This window comes from Streptomyces sp. AC602_WCS936 (genome assembly GCF_019049125.1).
Lineage (GTDB): Bacteria > Actinomycetota > Actinomycetes > Streptomycetales > Streptomycetaceae > Streptomyces.
This window is the reverse complement of sequence record NZ_JAGMUF010000002.1, coordinates 41,720-56,695: the sequence shown is the minus strand read 5'-3', so window position 1 is coordinate 56,695 and position 14,976 is coordinate 41,720. Positions and strand designations below refer to the sequence as shown.

16 protein-coding genes are annotated in these 14,976 nt (G+C 74.0%); 8 read left to right on the top strand and 8 right to left on the bottom strand.

The annotated features are described in order from the left end of the window. Window positions 1-379: 379 nt before the first annotated feature. Entirely contained in the window at window positions 380-970 is a 591-nt protein-coding gene (locus KUM03_RS00960; protein ID WP_217244889.1) for a sigma-70 family RNA polymerase sigma factor, read from the bottom strand. Window positions 971-1,327: 357 nt separating this feature from the next. On the opposite strand from KUM03_RS00960, the gene KUM03_RS00955 reads away from it, so the two are divergent. The 3 genes from KUM03_RS00955 (at window position 1,328) to KUM03_RS00945 (ending at window position 3,262) form a co-directional block, all read left to right on the top strand. After that, window positions 1,328-1,708, top strand: a complete 381-nt coding sequence (locus tag KUM03_RS00955; protein WP_217244897.1) for an STAS domain-containing protein — start codon at window positions 1,328-1,330, stop codon at window positions 1,706-1,708. Between the two features lie 114 nt (window positions 1,709-1,822). Further along, window positions 1,823-2,335, top strand: coding sequence for an EF-hand domain-containing protein (locus KUM03_RS00950; protein ID WP_217244888.1), 513 nt, complete (start codon window positions 1,823-1,825; stop codon window positions 2,333-2,335). A 450-nt stretch (window positions 2,336-2,785) separates the two neighbouring features. Beyond that, complete coding sequence (locus KUM03_RS00945) at window positions 2,786-3,262, top strand: ATP-binding protein (RefSeq protein WP_217244896.1); 477 nt, start codon at window positions 2,786-2,788, stop codon at window positions 3,260-3,262. 313 nt (window positions 3,263-3,575) lie between these two features. Here KUM03_RS00945 and KUM03_RS00940 read toward each other — a convergent pair whose 3' ends face one another. Then, complete coding sequence (locus tag KUM03_RS00940) at window positions 3,576-4,601, bottom strand: GlxA family transcriptional regulator (RefSeq protein ID WP_217244887.1); 1,026 nt, start codon at window positions 4,599-4,601, stop codon at window positions 3,576-3,578. A 71-nt stretch (window positions 4,602-4,672) separates the two neighbouring features. Here KUM03_RS00940 and KUM03_RS00935 point away from each other — a divergent pair, with 71 nt between their 5' ends. After that, entirely contained in the window at window positions 4,673-6,007 is a 1,335-nt protein-coding gene (locus KUM03_RS00935) for an MFS transporter (protein WP_217244886.1), read from the top strand. Here KUM03_RS00935 and KUM03_RS00930 read toward each other — a convergent pair. After that, the gene (locus KUM03_RS00930) at window positions 6,004-7,212 is read right to left on the bottom strand and encodes an NAD(P)/FAD-dependent oxidoreductase (RefSeq protein ID WP_217244885.1); all 1,209 of its coding nucleotides are present in this window, start codon (window positions 7,210-7,212) and stop codon (window positions 6,004-6,006) included. The genes KUM03_RS00935 and KUM03_RS00930 overlap by 4 nt on opposite strands. A gap of 129 nt (window positions 7,213-7,341) precedes the next feature. Here KUM03_RS00930 and KUM03_RS00925 point away from each other — a divergent pair, with 129 nt between their 5' ends. Further along, window positions 7,342-7,947: a GNAT family N-acetyltransferase gene (locus KUM03_RS00925; protein ID WP_217244884.1), complete on the top strand. Its 606-nt coding sequence runs from the start codon at window positions 7,342-7,344 to the stop codon at window positions 7,945-7,947. Window positions 7,948-7,978: 31 nt separating this feature from the next. Here KUM03_RS00925 and KUM03_RS00920 read toward each other — a convergent pair whose 3' ends face one another. The 3 genes from KUM03_RS00920 to KUM03_RS00910 all read right to left on the bottom strand — a co-directional run bounded on the left by KUM03_RS00920 (window position 7,979) and on the right by KUM03_RS00910 (window position 9,893). Beyond that, window positions 7,979-8,662, bottom strand: coding sequence for a pyridoxal 5'-phosphate synthase (locus tag KUM03_RS00920; RefSeq protein ID WP_217244883.1), 684 nt, complete (start codon window positions 8,660-8,662; stop codon window positions 7,979-7,981). A gap of 27 nt (window positions 8,663-8,689) precedes the next feature. Continuing rightward, on the bottom strand, window positions 8,690-9,115 hold the full coding sequence (locus KUM03_RS00915; RefSeq protein WP_217244882.1) for a pyridoxamine 5'-phosphate oxidase family protein: 426 nt from the start codon (window positions 9,113-9,115) through the stop codon (window positions 8,690-8,692). Between the two features lie 103 nt (window positions 9,116-9,218). Beyond that, complete coding sequence (locus KUM03_RS00910) at window positions 9,219-9,893, bottom strand: LysE family translocator (protein WP_217244881.1); 675 nt, start codon at window positions 9,891-9,893, stop codon at window positions 9,219-9,221. 82 nt (window positions 9,894-9,975) lie between these two features. Between KUM03_RS00910 and KUM03_RS00905 the strand changes: the two genes are divergently transcribed. After that, window positions 9,976-10,428 carry an Lrp/AsnC family transcriptional regulator gene (locus KUM03_RS00905; protein ID WP_217244880.1) on the top strand — a complete coding sequence of 151 codons (453 nt, stop codon included), beginning with the start codon at window positions 9,976-9,978 and terminating at the stop codon, window positions 10,426-10,428. A 45-nt stretch (window positions 10,429-10,473) separates the two neighbouring features. Here KUM03_RS00905 and KUM03_RS00900 read toward each other — a convergent pair whose 3' ends face one another. Then, a complete protein-coding gene (locus KUM03_RS00900) occupies window positions 10,474-11,109 on the bottom strand; it encodes a TetR family transcriptional regulator (RefSeq protein WP_217244895.1) in 636 nt (211 codons plus the stop codon). Window positions 11,110-11,254: 145 nt separating this feature from the next. On the opposite strand from KUM03_RS00900, the gene KUM03_RS00895 reads away from it, so the two are divergent. Both KUM03_RS00895 and KUM03_RS00890 read left to right on the top strand, forming a co-directional pair. Beyond that, on the top strand, window positions 11,255-12,001 hold the full coding sequence (locus tag KUM03_RS00895; protein WP_217244879.1) for a VOC family protein: 747 nt from the start codon (window positions 11,255-11,257) through the stop codon (window positions 11,999-12,001). A gap of 192 nt (window positions 12,002-12,193) precedes the next feature. After that, on the top strand, window positions 12,194-14,623 hold the full coding sequence (locus tag KUM03_RS00890; protein ID WP_217244878.1) for a PQQ-binding-like beta-propeller repeat protein: 2,430 nt from the start codon (window positions 12,194-12,196) through the stop codon (window positions 14,621-14,623). A gap of 111 nt (window positions 14,624-14,734) precedes the next feature. Here KUM03_RS00890 and KUM03_RS00885 read toward each other — a convergent pair whose 3' ends face one another. After that, a complete protein-coding gene (locus KUM03_RS00885; protein ID WP_217244877.1) occupies window positions 14,735-14,911 on the bottom strand; it encodes a hypothetical protein in 177 nt (58 codons plus the stop codon). Window positions 14,912-14,976: the final 65 nt, after the last annotated feature.

The following is a 14,976-nucleotide window of genomic DNA, read 5'->3' as shown; positions in this document are numbered from 1 at the left end:
GCGCAGGGGTCGCTGGGGGTGCCGGGGTCGCCAGGGGTGCCGGGAGTGTCGGGGTCGCCAGGGGTGCCGGGGTCGCCGGGGTCGCCTGAGGCGTCGGGGGTGCCTGGGGCGCCGCGGGGCGTCTCCCCGGCCGGGCCGCCCGGGCCGCCCGGGCCGCCCGGCTCGTCGTCGCGCGCCCGATCGTCGTCGCGCGCCGGCTCGTCCTGAGCGCGAGGCTCGCCGTCGTGGGCCGGCCCGCCCGGCCGACGGGGGCCCGATGGGCCACGGGGTGTGCTCGGCCCCTCGCCGCCTGCCGCCCTGTGGGCCGTACCACGCTGGTCATCCCCAGAGTCTGCGTTCTCCGGAGTGCCCGCGCCCCCGTCCTCGTCGTAGGCCCCCTTCACGCCGCACCCCCGTATCCCGGCGGCGCCCCCGGTGTTCCCGAGGACCCCGCGTCGCGGGCCGTGGACAGGAGCTGGAGGCCCAGGCGCAGGCGGCGGCGGGCCTCGTCCTCCGTGACGCCCAGGTCGGCGGCGGTCTGGCGGTAGTCGCGGCGCTGGAAGTAGGCCAGCTCCAGGGCGGCGCGCAACGGGGCCGGCATGGACTGGACGATGTAGTCGGCGCGCGCGGCGACCGAGGCGTGCCGCACCTTGGTCTCCAGCTCCTCCACGCTCCCGGAGCCGCCGCGGGCGAGGGCGGCCGTCTCCGTGGCCCGCAGCCGCTGCACGGCCAGCCGGTGGGTCAGCGCGGCGATCCAGGTGCGCAGCGGGCCCTGCCGGGGGTCGTAGGCGTCCGGATGCTCCCAGACGTGCGCGAAGACGTCGCGCGTGAGGTGGTCGGCGGCACGCTCGTCGTCGAGCACGCGGTGCGCCAGACCGTGCACCAGCGAGGCGAACCGGTCGTACAGCTCACCCAGGGCGGCGGCCTCGCCGCGTGCCAGCCGCTGCTGCATCTTCCGGTCCCAGCGCGGCGGTACGTCCCTCTTCGCCATGCGGCCTCTTCACCCCCTGTGCCCGTGCGTACCCGTACGTCGCACTCCAGCCTGCGGCCGACGTCTCCCCGAATGTAGTCGGCACGTCCGACACCGCACGCCCCTTTGTGTCAATGCGCGCCCCCGGCGGCCCGCACGTGCTAGGCGCCTCCCCTACCCTCTATCGTGCGACCGGAACCGATCGAACAGGATCGAAACCGTCTGAAACAAGCCTTTTCCGATCGTTCCCCGTTTCCGGGTCGGCGTTTGCGGGAACGGCCGGTGGGCAGGCGCGCGCCCAAGAAGCGTAAGCATGGCTTCCGTTTCGGGTGAATTTCGGGTGATTCCGGGCGTCCGATGTACCGGCGACTGAAGGGCATGGTGGTGACGTTCAATGTGACCGGCGGCGAGCGGGGCGAATGGGCCGTGCTCCAGGTGTCGGGTGAGCTGGACCTGGTGACGTCGCCGGTGCTGCGGCAGCGGGTGCACGACGAGGTGGCCGAGGGGCGGCACAGCCTCGTCCTGGACCTCTCCGAGGTCCTGTTCTGCGATTCCAGCGGGGTCGGCGTGCTCATCGCCTCCCGGCGGCTCATCCGCTCCTGCCAGGGCCGGCTGCGTCTGATACTGCCCGCCCAGGGAGCCGTCGACGGCTCCCACGTCAACCGCGTCCTCGGCGCGCTCGGGGTGCGCCGCCTCTTCGACGTCCACCCCGACCTCGCCTCGGCGACCGGCGACAGGCCCCGCCCGCTGTCCGCCTGAACCCCGGTCCCGCCCGGCCCGTCCGCCCGTATGCCGCCCGCGGCCGCGGCCGGCGTCGTACTCTCCGAGCGAGACGCAGACACCGACACCGACGTGAGGCGGCCGGAGAGAACCATGGTCAACAGCGAGTACGAGCGCAGGATCGCCGCACGCTTCGCCACCTTCGACCAGGACGGCAACGGTTACATCGACCGTGCGGACTTCAACGCGGCGGCCAAGGCGCTGCTCGCCGAGTTCGACGCCGCCGCCCGTTCCGAGAAGGGGCAGTCCCTGTACGGCGGCGCGGAGGCGCTCTGGCAGGGCATGGCGGGCATCGCCGACCGCGACGGCGACCAGCGCATCACCCGTGAGGAGTTCGTCACCGCGGCGGTCAAGCGACTGCGGGACAACCCGGACCGCTTCGCCGAGATCGCCCGCCCCTTCCTGCACGCGGCCCTGGACGTCGCCGGCGCCGACGGTGGCGGAGCGGTCGGCGCGGAGGATCTCGCGCGGGTCCTCACCGTGCTCGGCGTGCCGGAGGAGACCGCGCGGTCGGTCGCCGCCGCCCTCGACACGGACGGCGACGGCAAGGTGGGGGAGGCGGAGATCGTCCCGGCCTTCGCCCGCTACTTCACGGTCCCGGAGTAGCGCCACCCCGGCCCGCTCGCATCCGCACCCGCGCGGGATGTCACGGATCGTGGCACGGCGGCGTCACGGAGCGTTGATATCCGGTTGTGTCCGCCGTGTGACCCGTCACGGCCCGGAGTCGGCGCCACACTCCGGTACCTTGTGTGGGATGCGAGTGGTCCTGAGTGCCGGCAGTGGTGGAACGGCCGTCGGCCGCCGCCTGTTCGACTCCCCGGAGCGGGCGTCGCACAGTATGCCGCAGGGGTACTCCTTCGCGCTGGAATATGCCCGAAGCGCTTGTTGGCGTGACTGTACGTCAACCATGCTGTCCCACAAGGGATTCACGTTCCGTGATCCCTGGCCCCGGCCGTTGTTCTGGCCATGCAGAGAATGGCTACGATCGTGGCCCTCATGAGGCGTGAGCCTTTGTGTCCGCCGGTTCGGATGGTGTGAGCGGTGCAGGTGCTTCAAGTGCAGCTGGAGGTCCGGCCCGACCCCTCGGAAGTGGGGCGGGCCCGGCGGTGGGCGCGCTCACGGCTCGCCGGGTCCGGGATACAGGCCGACGAACCACTCGCCGAGACGCTGGTGCTCCTCGTCTCCGAGCTCGTCACCAACGCCGTGGTGCACACCGGCCGTTCGGCCGTACTGCGGCTGGTGCTCCCGCCGGCGGTGACGGAGGAGGCCGGGGAGGCCACCGTCCGCCTCGAGGTGGACGACGCGAGCGACCGGGCCCCGGTGCCCCGCTGCGTGGACGGCGAGGAGACGGGCGGCCGGGGTCTCGCCCTGGTCGACGGCCTCGCCGACCGCTGGGGCTGGAGCCGGGAGGGTACGGGCAAGCGCATCTGGTGCGAACTGGACCGCTGTGCCGGACGGGAGGACAGCGCGCCGGTCTGCGGCAGCGGTGACGGCACGGTCGCGTACGAGGGGTACGCGTACGAAGTGGTGTAGCGGCCGGCGCGGCAGTGCGCCGGGGTGTGCTTCCGTGCGCGTCCCGTACAAACGGGGTGTAAGTGATGAACGGTCCTCTGCCGGTTGACGGATCGTGACCGTTTCCTCACGCTTGTAGGCGACGATTCGCCGCGAGGGGACGACGAGGGCTCGGTGACGGAGCCCTCGACGAGTGTGGGTCGTGTTTCGGCGGCGGTTCCCCCGGGGGCGACGGGAGCCGGGCGGGAGCGCCGGAGTCGGGTGGCGGCGCGCGATGCCATGCTCGGGGCGGTCGGCGCCGCGCCGCCGGCCGACGAGTTCCGTCCGCCGCCCCTCACTCTCCACAGGCTGTGGACAAGTCGGGCCGGAAGGTCCGCCGGTACGCGGTCGGGGTGACCCCGAGCGCCGCCTGCAGATGCTGCCGCATCGACTGGGCCGTACCGAAGCCCGCGTCGTGGGCCACCTGGTCGACGGAGAGGGCGGTGGACTCCAGCAGGTGGCGGGCCCGTTCGACGCGCTGCCCGGTGAGCCACTGACCCGGGCTGACGCCGACCTCCTCGCGGAAGCGGCGGGTGAAGGTGCGCACCGACATCGACTCCTGCGCGGCCATGTCCCGCAGCTGGATCGGCTCCTGGAGACGGGCGAGTGCCCAGGCGCGGGCGTTGGTCGTGGAGGACTGCTGCGGATCGGGCACCGGCCGCTCGATGTACTGCGCCTGCCCGCCGTCGCGGTGCGGCGGTACGACCGTGCGGCGGGCCACCTCGTTGGCGACCGCCGTGCCGTGGTCCCGGCGCACGATGTGCACGCACAGGTCGATGCCGGCCGCGACGCCGGCCGAGGTGAGGACGTCGCCGTCGTCCACGAACAGCACGTCGGCGTCCACCCGCACCTTGGGGAAGAGCCGCTGGAAGTGCTCGGCGGAGGCCCAGTGCGTGGTCGCCGGGCGCCCGTCGAGGAGGCCGGCGGCGGCCAGCACGTACCCGCCCGTGCAGATCGCCACCAGCCGGGTGCCGGGCCGGACGCGGGCGAGCGCGGCGGCCAACTCCTCCGTCAGCACGCCCTCGTCATGGACCGGGCCGAGCTCGTAGGAGGCCGGGACGACGACCGTGTCGGCGGTGGCCAGGGCCTCGGGGCCGTTCTCCACCATGATCGCGAAGTCCGCGTCGGTCTCGACGGGCCCCGGAGGGCGGACGGAGCACGTGACGACCTCGTACAGGCGGCGCCGCCGCTCGTCGCGGGCGAGCCGGAAGATTCGCTGCGGGATGCCGAGTTCGAAGGGGAGCAGACCGTCGAGGGCGAGCACGACGACGCGGTGCGGCCGGAGGTCGGGAAGGGCTGGGGACGTACGGTCGGACGCCATGGCCCGATCCTAGCGAACGCTGTCCCTCGGGCCACTCGATCGGCCGGGGCCCGTCCCCGAAGCTCAATGACGTGACCCAGACAACCGACGACGCCGCAGCAGCCGTACACCAGCCGGAGCCCGACCGCCCGCGCCGCCGCCCCCGCGTGCATCGCCCCCGTGTGCACCGCGCCTGGTGGGTCGCCGCCGTCACCTTCGTGACGATCATCGGCGCGGCGGCCTTCCGCTCCCTGCCCGGCATCCTCATCGACCCGCTCCACCAGGACTTCGGCTGGTCGCGCGGCACGATCGGCGCCGCCGTCTCCGTCAACCTCGCGCTCTACGGGCTGACCGCGCCGTTCGCCGCCGCGCTCATGGACCGCTTCGGCATCCGCCGCGTGGTCGCCGTCGCCCTGACCGTCATCGCGGTCGGCTCGGGCGCGACGGTCTGGATGGAGTCGGCCTGGCAGCTGATCCTCTGCTGGGGCCTGCTGGTCGGCCTGGGCTCCGGCTCCATGGCGCTGGCCTTCGCCGCCACCGTCACCAACCGCTGGTTCACCGAACGCCGGGGCCTGGTCACCGGCGTCCTCACCGCCGCCTCCGCCTCCGGGCAGCTGATCTTCCTGCCGCTGCTGTCCTGGATCGTCGAGACGTACGACTGGCGCCCCGCCGCCGTCACGGTCGCCCTGGCCGCCCTCGCCGTCGTCCCCTTCGTCTGGCTCCTCCTGCACGACCACCCCGCCGACGTCGGCCTCAAGCCGTACGGCGCCGACGAGTTCATCCCCAAGCCCGCCCCCGTGCCGGGCGCCGCTCGCCGCGCCCTCGCGGTCCTCTTCTCCGCCGCCCGCACCGGCCCCTTCTGGCTGCTCGCCGGCACCTTCGCGATCTGCGGCGCCTCCACCAACGGCCTGATCCAGACCCACTTCATCCCCGCCGCCCACGACCACCACATGCCGCTGACGACCGCCTCCACGCTGCTCGCCGTCATCGGGATCTTCGACGTGGTCGGCACGATCGCCTCCGGCTGGTTCACCGACCGCTTCGAACCGCGCCGCCTGCTCGCCGTCTACTACGCCCTGCGCGGCATCTCCCTCCTCTTCCTCCCTCTCCTCCTGGCGCCCAGCGTCCACCCTCCGATGGTCTTCTTCATCGTCTTCTACGGCCTCGACTGGGTCGCCACCGTCCCGCCCACCCTCGCCCTGTGCCGCGAGCAGTACGGCGAGGACAGCGCCATCGTCTTCGGCTGGGTCCTCGCCTCCCACCAGGTCGGCGCCGCCCTCGTCGCCTTCCTCGGCGGCGTCGCCCGCGACAGGCTCGGCTCCTACGACGTCGTCTGGGTCGCCTCCGGCGCCCTGTGCGCGGCGGCGGCCCTGATGGCCCTGGTGATCCGGCGGCGGACGGCTCCGGCGCCCGGCGGCATCGCCTAGGCCCTGCCCGGCAGCCGCGACACCCGCCCCGCCTCCCTCTTCGCCACCGCCCCGGCGATGCGGCCGGCGTCGAGGCCCAGCTCGCGGAGCATGCCGCTGATCGGGTTGGTGAAGCCGGTGAAGTACAGGCCGGGGGCGTTCGGCGGGGTGTGGGCGCCGCGTGCGGACGGTCTGCCGTGCGCGTCGAGTACGCCGAGGTGGCCGACCAGGCCCTCCAGGCCCCGGCGGTAGCCGGTGGCGGCGAGCACCGCGTCCGGGGCGGTGCGGGTGCCGTCGGCGAGGACCACCTTGCCGTCCTCGAAGCCGTCCACGGCGGCCACGATCTCCACCCGCCCGCCCCGCACCGCGTCGATCAGGCCGACGTCCTGCACCGGTATCGCGCCCTCGGCGGCCCGGGTGAGCAGGCCGGTCTTCGGGCGGGGCAGCCCGTGTGCCGACAGGTCGGGCGTGCTGATCCGGGCCAGCGGCCGGGCGAGCCGGTCGACGAGGCGGGCGGGCAGACGGCGGGCCAGGACGCCGTTGTACTGGGCGGGCCAGCCCGCGGTGGAGCGGCGGACGATGTGCGGCGCGGTGCGCACCGACAGCCGGACCCGGGCGGCCCCGCCCTCCACCAGGTCCACGGCGATCTCGGCGCCCGTGTTGCCGACGCCGACGACCAGGACGTCGCGGCCCGCGTAGGGGGCCGCGTTCCGGTACTCGGCGGCGTGCCGGAACTCGCCGGTGTACGTCTGACGCCCGGGCCAGTCCGGCACGCGCGGGGTGTGGTTGTAGCCGGTGGCGACCACCACCGCGGCGCCGGTCAGCTCACGGCCCCCGGAGGCGTGCAGCGTCCAGCCGGCGCCGTCGGGCGCGCGCTCCACGCGGAAGACCTCGACGCCGGTGACGATCTCCAACTGGTGGACGTCGGCGTACTTCTCGAGGTACCGCACCACGTCGTCCCGGGCGACCCACCGTCCGAAGCGGCGCGGCATCGGCAGGCCGGGCAGCGCCGACAGACGGCGGGTGGTGTGCAGGCGCAGCCGGTCGTAGTGGCGCCGCCAGGAGGCTCCGACGTGGTCGGCGCGCTCCAGGACGACGGCCCGTACGCCGCGGGCGCGCAGCGCGTGGGCGACGGCGAGGCCGCCGGGGCCGGCGCCGATGACGTACACGGGGCGCTCCGCGGGGTGGGCGGGCTGCGGCTGAGCGGACGCTGTGGAGTCGGCCATGCCGCGAGCGTAATCAAGGCTCGGCTTGATGGGTCTCGGTCAAGACCGGAATCGGTTGCGGAACGGTCACGACCGCGACGGGGGTACCTTCGTGGGCCGTGCCCGCGGCGGGTCGGCTTCAATGGCCCGATGGCCTCCACACGCATGCCCACCCTGCCCCCGTCCCTGACCGAACCCCGCGGACACGGCCTGCACTTGCGTCCCTGGGACGCCGGGTCCGACGCCGACGCGGAAAGCTGGCTGCGCGGCTGCCTGGACCCCGAGTTCCAGCGCTGGAACACCCCGCTCAAGCTGTGGACCGACCTCGCCGGCGCCCGCGAGTCGCTGCGCGCACGGGCCCGGGAGGCCGGGGAGGGCCGGGCCGCGTCGTTCCGGATCACGGACGGGGAGAGCGGTACGACGCTGGGTCACATCGGCGTCAACGAGATCAACCTGCCGCTGCGGCTGGCGAGGGTCGGCTACTGGGTGCTCCCCGAGGCCCGCGGCCGGGGCGTCGCCACCCGCGCCCTGCTCCTCGCCTCGCGCTGGGCCTTCGCGGAACTCGGCCTGCACCGCCTGGAACTGGGCCACGCGCTGGGCCACGGCGCCTCCTGCCGCGTCGCCGAACGATGCGGGTACGCCCACGAGGGCACGATGCGCGGCGCGATGTTCGAGGCCGGCCGGCACGACGCGTTCCGCGACGCCCACCTGCACGCCCGGCTGGCGACGGACACGGAGCCGGCCCCGCGCCCCTGAGTCGGCGTCCCCGGCACCCAGTGGCCGTCGCTCACGGCCACAGCAGCCCGGTGTGCCAGGTGCCCCCGGCGTCTTCCGTCCGCCGGTAGGCGAGCCGTACGTGGCGGCGGTGGGCGTCGCCCTGGAAGAACTCCACCTCGTCGGGGAGCAGCCGGTAGAGCGTCCAGGACGAGGCCTGGGCGTCCGGCTCCCGGCCGGCCCGCTCCCAGGCCGCCTCGGAGGCGCGGGCCAGTTCCTCCAACGACCCCAGGTCCTCGCTCTGCCGCCCGGTGAGCGCGGCGGCCAGGGCGCCGGTCGACCGAGCGTGCAGGTCGGCCCGCGCCTGTTCGGCCGGGGCGACGGCGACCGGGCCGCGCACCCGCACCTGGCGGCCCAGCACCGGCCAGTGGAAGACGAGCGCGGCGTACGGGCGGGCCGCGAGGTGCCGGCCCTTGCGGCTGCCGGCGTGCGTGGCGAAGGACCAGCCGGCCTCGTCGGCCCCGTGCAGCATGACGATCCGTACGTCCGGCAGCCCCTCCGCGTCCGCCGTCGCCAGCGACACCGTGTGGGGTTCGCGCTGCCCGGCCGCCACCGCCTCGGCGAACCACCGCGTGAACAGGTCCAGCGGGTCGCCGGGCGCGTCGGCCGGGTCGAAGGGCGGCAGCTCTGTGACCGCGGGGTCCCACACCCGCAGCGACCTCAGCAGCTCGTGAAGATCGGCCGGCTCGGTTTCCATGCCCCGATTGTCACGTGCGCCGGGCGCTCACACCGAGCCGAGGTCCGAGGACACCCAGCGCTCGGGACGCATCCGGACGATGACCTGGTCGCCGTGGTCGGCGGAGGCGAAGGCGACGTAGCCGTCGACCTTGTCGGCCGGGAGGTAGCGGGCGGAGATCTCCCGCAGGTCCTCCTCCGTGGCGGTGACCGTCTCGACGACCGGCCCCTCCACCGACACGTACCGGATGGTGGGCTCCAGTCGGTCGACCATCAGCGAGAACCGCCCGGCTGCCTTGATCAGTTGGTTCTTGCGGCTGTCCAGGCCGGTCATGATCCAGACGTCGCCGCCCGGCTCGTACTGGTACCAGATCGGCACGGTCAGCGGTGCGCGGCCCGCTCCCGCGTCCACCGCGAGCGCGGCGATGTGGGGCTCGGCCAGGAACTTCTCACGCTCTTCGCGGGTCAGGGCCATTCCGGTCTCCTCCAGCGGGTACGGGCGTCGGTCGCTTCCTCGGTACCGCGTCAACACCGGTCGGCACGGCGGCTGTTCCCCCGGCGCCGGGCGGCCGACGGGATCAGGACAGCGCCAGGCGCTGCACCAGCAGGAACGCGCCGATGCCCAGCATCGCGGCGCCCGACGTACGGGTGACGGCACGCGCGGCGGCCGGCCGGGCGCCCAGGACGGCACGGGCGGCGAGCCCCACCGTCAGGTACACGGCGGCACAGCACGCCATGTGCAGCAGCCCCAGGACGACAGTCTGCACGGGCACCGGCAGGTGCGCACCCCGGGTGACCAGGAACTGCGGCAGCACGGACAGGTAGAGCAACAGACCCTTGGGATTGAGCCCGCTGATCGTCGCACCGCGCAGGAAGACCCGCGCGCGGGAACCGCCCTCCGCGGCGGCGGAACCCCCAGCGGTGGCTGAACCCCCCGCGGTGGCCGGGTCTTCCTCCCGCGCGGCGCCGGGAGCGCCCGGCCGCCGCAGCACCCCCCACCCCAGCCACACCAGGTACGCCGCGCCCGCCACCGTCAGCGCCGTGAGCAGCCCCGGCGAACCGGCGACCAGGACCGCCAGCCCCGCCGCCGCCAGCAGCGTATGCAGCGCGTACCCGGCGACCAGGCCGCCCACCGCCCACGTCACCGACCGTTCGCGCAGTCCCGCCGCGATGGCGTACGCCCAGTCCGCGCCCGGCACGCACACCAGCAGCAGGTCCAGGGCGAGGAAGGAGAAGAGCAGTGCCGAGTCCATACCGGGGAGATTAGGAGCAGATGCCCCGAAAGTGTTTCCGAACTTTTCCCCGTACGGCGCTCTGAGTGGAAGAATTTCCTTCATGGACGACATGGACCGGAAGATTCTTGCCGAGGTGCAGCAGGACGGGCGGCTGACCGTGACCGAACTGGCCGCGCGCGTGCGGCTGAGTGTCTCGCCGTGTCACCGGCGGCTGCGCGAGCTGGAGCGGTCGGGGGCGATCGGCGGCTACCGGGCGGTGGTGGACCCGGCCGCGGTGGGCCTGAACTTCGAGGCGCTGGTCTTCGTGTCGATGCGGCAGGAGGACCGGGAGACGGTCGCCGAGTTCGAGCGGGCGGTCAGCGAGGTGGGGGAAGTGGTGGATGCGCAGCGGCTGTTCGGGGAGCCGGACTACCTGCTGCGCGTGGTCGCCGCCGACCTGGCGGCCTACCAGCGGCTCTACGACGAGCGGCTCGCCACCCTGCCCGGGGTGCTGCGGCTGACGTCGACGCTGGTGATGAAGCACGTGGTGCGGGACCGGCCGCTGCCGGCGTAGTGCGGGGCGCGACGGAGATGACAGGCTGCCGCGTCCGGCGCCGGGCTACTTGGCGGGCTTCTTGCCGGTGACGCCGAGGTACATCAACAGCGAGAGGGTGGGCTTGAGTTCGGCCTGCTTGACGCCCCAGGAGGAGAAGCCCTTCTGGTGCGACGCGGCGGCGGCCAGCATGACGACCAGGGAACCGGCGATCGCCGCGGGGTTCACGTCCTTGTCGACCTTGCCCTTGGCCTGCAGCTCGGCGACGGAGTCCGTGAGGGAGGAGTTCACCGAGTTCAGGACCTTCATGCGGATCTTGGAGAACCGTTTGTCCCCCTCGGCCGCACCCAGGTCGACGACCCGGAGGATCGCGTCGTTCTTCCGCCAGAAGTCCAGGAACCCGTCGACCAGTTCCTGCGCCGTCTGCCAGCCCGCCTTGCCGGTCCACGAGCGGCCCGCCGTCAGCTCGGCCAACCCGGAGCTCTCGGCGGCCATGTGGTCGGCGAGCTCCAGGACGGCGCCCTCGACGTCCGGGAAGTACTGGTAGAAGGTCGCGGGCGAGGTGCCGGCCTTGCGGGCGACATCGATGACTTTGACATCGCGATAGGGGGAGGAGCTGAGCATGTCGCTGAGGCAGTCGAGCAGTTTCTGCCGGGTCGCCTGCCCACGTCGACCGGCCACGCGGCCGTCGACGGTACGCACTTGTCCTGTCATGCCGTCAGCTTACCGACGGGTGATCCGAGCGCGATTCGGCCGACTGCAAATGGGGGCCGGACAGGCCCTTCGGGCGCCGAGAGGCTGGTGTGCCTGGTCTGCGCGGTGGGGGCGGCGCGGTTACTTTGACGGCATGGCCGAAAACGGGGCATCAGAGAAGACGACGTCCGCTCGTCCGGAACTCCCTCAGGGCGCACCCTGCTGGGTCGACGCCCAGCTGCCGGACGTGGAGGCCGGCAAGCGCTTCTACGGGGAGCTCTTCGGGTGGACCTTCGACGCGCCGGAGGGGGAGACCGTACGGGCTCGGCTGGACGGCGAGCCCGTCGCCGCGCTGGTCCGCAAGACGGACGGCCGGATGCCCACCGTGTGGTCCGTGTACTTCCACACCCCGGACGCCGCCGCGCTGGCCGGGCGCATCAGGGCGGGCGGCGGCCAGATCGTCACCCCGCCCCACCCGGTCGGCGACCAGGGCACCACCGCGCTCGCCGCCGACCCGGACGGCGCCGTCTTCGCCCTCTGGCAGCCGGAGGGCCACCGCGGCTTCGGACGCCGGCACGAGCCGGGCACCTTCACCTGGGCCGAGCTGTACACCCGGGACACCGAGGCCGCCAACGCCTTCTACGGCGACCTGTTCCACGACGCCCTCTTCGGGCCGGACGCCGCTCCCGACTTCGGCCGCGCCCCGGTCTCCTCCGTCTTCCCGGCCGAGATGCCGCCGCACTTCCTCGTGCACTTCCTGACCGGGGACGTCGAGGCCGCGCTCGGCAGGGTGGCCCGGCTCGGCGGGCGGGTGCGGGTGCCCCCGTTCGAGACGTCGTACGGAGGGGTAGCCGTGGTCTCCGACGACCAGGGGGCGTCGTTCGCGCTGCTGCAGCGCTGAGCGGGAGCCTTCGCCCGCGCGCCTTTGTCCGGGATCGGCATGACACGCCCCGATTGTCCCCAGGTTCGCCACCAGCGCTTCGGACAGGAAGAATCGGGGTGCGTGCCGCCACTCGGGTGCGGTGGTGAGACGCTGCACTTCGGTCGCGTACATATGTGGGTGGCGCGGCTCGTACGGGGAGGTGGCAGGCAAGTGGTGGATCAGCTGACGCAGCACGATCCGCGGCGGATCGGGCCGTTCGAGGTGCTGGGGCGGCTCGGCGCCGGCGGCATGGGGCTGGTCTATCTCGCGCGCTCGGCGTCCGGGCGGCGCGTGGCGATCAAGACGGTCCGCACGGAGCTGGCGGAGGACCAGCTGTTCCGCGTCCGCTTCACGCGGGAGGTGGAGGCGGCCCGCGCGGTCTCCGGCTTCTACACCGCCGCCGTGGTCGACGCCGACCCGCGCGCCGCGGTGCCGTGGCTGGCCACGGCCTACGTGCCCGCTCCCTCCCTCGAGGAGATAGTGAACGAGTGCGGGCCGCTCCCGGCGCAGGCGGTGCGCTGGCTGGCGGCGGGCGTCGCGGAGGCGCTCCATTCGATCCACGGCGCGGGCCTGGTCCACCGCGACCTGAAGCCGTCCAACGTCCTCGTCGTCGAGGACGGCCCCCGGGTGATCGACTTCGGCATCGCGTCCGGCGTCTCGAACACCCGGCTGACGATGACCAACGTCGCCGTCGGCACGCCCGCCTACATGTCCCCGGAGCAGGCCAAGGACTCCCGCAGCGTCACCGGCGCCAGCGACGTCTTCTCGCTCGGCTCGATGCTGGTCTTCGCCGCCACCGGGCACCCGCCCTTCCACGGCGCCAACCCGGTCGAGACGGTCTTCATGCTGCTGCGCGAGGGCCCCGACCTCGAAGGCCTCCCCGACGAGCTGCGCCCGCTCATCGAGTCCTGCATGCAGATGGAGGCCACGGCCCGCCCCAACCCGGCCGACCTCCAGGCCCAGCTCGCCCCGCACCTGTTCGGCTCCGGCTCGGACGACAGCGGTACGGCGTCGGCGTGGCTGCCGGAACGGGCGGTGGGCCTGATCGAGAGCCGCCGGGGCGGCCGCCCCGCGCCCAAGCTCGCCACGACCGCCGGCGGCCGGGGCGGTGCCGGAGGCGGAGCGCACGGCGGCTCCGCGGGCCCCGCCCCAGCCGTACCCGCGCCCCCGCCCCCGCCCTCCCACGACCCCGTCGTACCGGCACCGCCCGGGCACGCGCCGCCGGTGCCGGTGCCCGTGCCCGTGCCCGTCGGCGCCCCCGACTCCGGCCCGGTCCGGCTGGCCGGCGTCTCCGTGCCCATCGGCCCCGGTCCGCGCGTCGCCGACATGCGCGCCGCCGCCGTCGCCGCGCCCCCGCCGGAGTCCGCCCTCGCCGCGTCCTGGTCCCGCCCCCGCCCCGGCGTCAACGGCGCCGACCTCGCCGCACCGGCCGCGCCGCCCGCCCCCGCCGCGCCCCCGGAGGCGTCCCCGGCCGGCTGGCGGCCCTGGCGCTTCCGCATGTCCAACGACGTGTGGGGCACCCCCGCCGTCGCCGAGGACCTGGTCTACGTCACCTCCTTCGAGGTGCACGCCCTGGACGTCGCCACCGGCCGCCGCCGCTTCAAGACCCGCGACGTCGCCTGGTCGATGGCGGTCGCGGACGGCCGTGTCCACGCCTCCGACGGCCCGACCCTCTTCGCCCTCGACGCCCGCGAGGGCACCGACCTGTGGCGCGTCCAGACCGACGCCTGGGTGTACTCGCTCCAGGCCGAGCGGGGCACCGTCGTCACCGCCACCCGAGGTGGCGGCATGCAGGGCTGGGAGGCCTCGGGCGGGCAGAAGCTGTGGGAGATCACCGGCTGCCAGACCGACTTCGAGTCCCCGGAGGCGGGCGCCGCGCTCCACGACGGGACGGTGTACGTCTGGCAGGACGCCCGGCTGCGCGCCCTGGACGCCCGCACCGGCGACGAGCGCTGGTCGTACCCGATCGGCGACGCCGCCTCCTGCGGCGGGGTCCCGGTCCGCGTCGCCCCCGCCCCCGACGGCTACGTCTACGTCTCGGCCGGCACCCGGGTCCTCGCCCTGGAGGTCGCCTCCGGCCACGTCCGCTGGCACTTCGAGGCCCCGGCGGTCTTCCTCGCCCCGCCCACCTTCGTGCCGGGCCCCGCGGTGACCGGCGGCGGCGTCTACCTCGCCGACTACCTCGGCACCGTCTACGCCCTCGACGCCACCGACGGCCGCGACCGCTGGCGCATCGCCACCGAGGCCCGCTCCTCGACCGACCCGGTCCTGGTCGCCGCCGGCCACGTCCACGTCGGCAGCGGCAAGGGCCTCTACACCCTGGACGCGGTCACCGGCACGCCCAAGTGGCGCTTCCAGGCGGGCGGCGACATCGTGGGCGCCCCGGCGGTCGCCGAGGGGCGGATCCACTTCGGCTCCACGGACCACCTCCTCTACACCCTCAAGTCCGACGACGGCCGCCTCCGCTGGAAGCTCGCCACCGGCGGCGAGATCACCGGCTCGCCGGTGGTGCGGGACGGCATCGTGTACGCGTGCAGCAAGGACCGCTGCGTGTACGCGCTGGACGCGGAGAAGGGCACGGGGACGGCCCGTACGACATGAGTGCCGACATGAGTGCGGGCGCCGGCGGCATCGTCGCCGGCGCCCGGACACACGTCGGCCGCGGCGGCTCCCCTCCGCGCCGCCGCGGCCGATCCCCGTGTGGAGGAAGGTCTACTTGCCGTCGCCGTCCAGGTCCAGGGCGGGCGGGGCCGGCATGGGGTTCTCCAGGGTGGTGATACCCCCGTCCTTCGGCGGCGCGGGCATGGGGTTCTCGAGCGTCGTGATGGTCTCGTCGGCAGCCGCCTCGCCCGTGGCCGTCGCTTCCGTGTTCTTCTCGTTCTCGCTCATGGGCTTGGTCCCTCCGCTGTGACGAATGTGGCCAACGCCCGCCCGGGGGCTCCCCCGTGGGCCGC

Excerpts from the sequence above, each read along its gene's own strand:
- KUM03_RS00885 (WP_217244877.1), bottom strand. The coding sequence starts at position 14,911 with ATGAGCGAGAACGAGAAGAACACGGAAGCGACGGCCACGGGCGAGGCG.
- KUM03_RS00925 (WP_217244884.1), top strand. The coding sequence starts at position 7,342 with ATGGCCTCCACACGCATGCCCACCCTGCCCCCGTCCCTGACCGAACCC.
- KUM03_RS00915 (WP_217244882.1), bottom strand. The coding sequence starts at position 9,115 with ATGGCCCTGACCCGCGAAGAGCGTGAGAAGTTCCTGGCCGAGCCCCAC.
- KUM03_RS00955 (WP_217244897.1), top strand. The coding sequence starts at position 1,328 with ATGGTGGTGACGTTCAATGTGACCGGCGGCGAGCGGGGCGAATGGGCC.
- KUM03_RS00930 (WP_217244885.1), bottom strand. The coding sequence starts at position 7,212 with ATGGCCGACTCCACAGCGTCCGCTCAGCCGCAGCCCGCCCACCCCGCG.
- KUM03_RS00940 (WP_217244887.1), bottom strand. The coding sequence starts at position 4,601 with ATGGCGTCCGACCGTACGTCCCCAGCCCTTCCCGACCTCCGGCCGCAC.
- KUM03_RS00910 (WP_217244881.1), bottom strand. The coding sequence starts at position 9,893 with ATGGACTCGGCACTGCTCTTCTCCTTCCTCGCCCTGGACCTGCTGCTG.
- KUM03_RS00905 (WP_217244880.1), top strand. The coding sequence starts at position 9,976 with ATGGACGACATGGACCGGAAGATTCTTGCCGAGGTGCAGCAGGACGGG.
- KUM03_RS00920 (WP_217244883.1), bottom strand. The coding sequence starts at position 8,662 with ATGGAAACCGAGCCGGCCGATCTTCACGAGCTGCTGAGGTCGCTGCGG.
- KUM03_RS00895 (WP_217244879.1), top strand. The coding sequence starts at position 11,255 with ATGGCCGAAAACGGGGCATCAGAGAAGACGACGTCCGCTCGTCCGGAA.
- KUM03_RS00950 (WP_217244888.1), top strand. The coding sequence starts at position 1,823 with ATGGTCAACAGCGAGTACGAGCGCAGGATCGCCGCACGCTTCGCCACC.
- KUM03_RS00960 (WP_217244889.1), bottom strand. The coding sequence starts at position 970 with ATGGCGAAGAGGGACGTACCGCCGCGCTGGGACCGGAAGATGCAGCAG.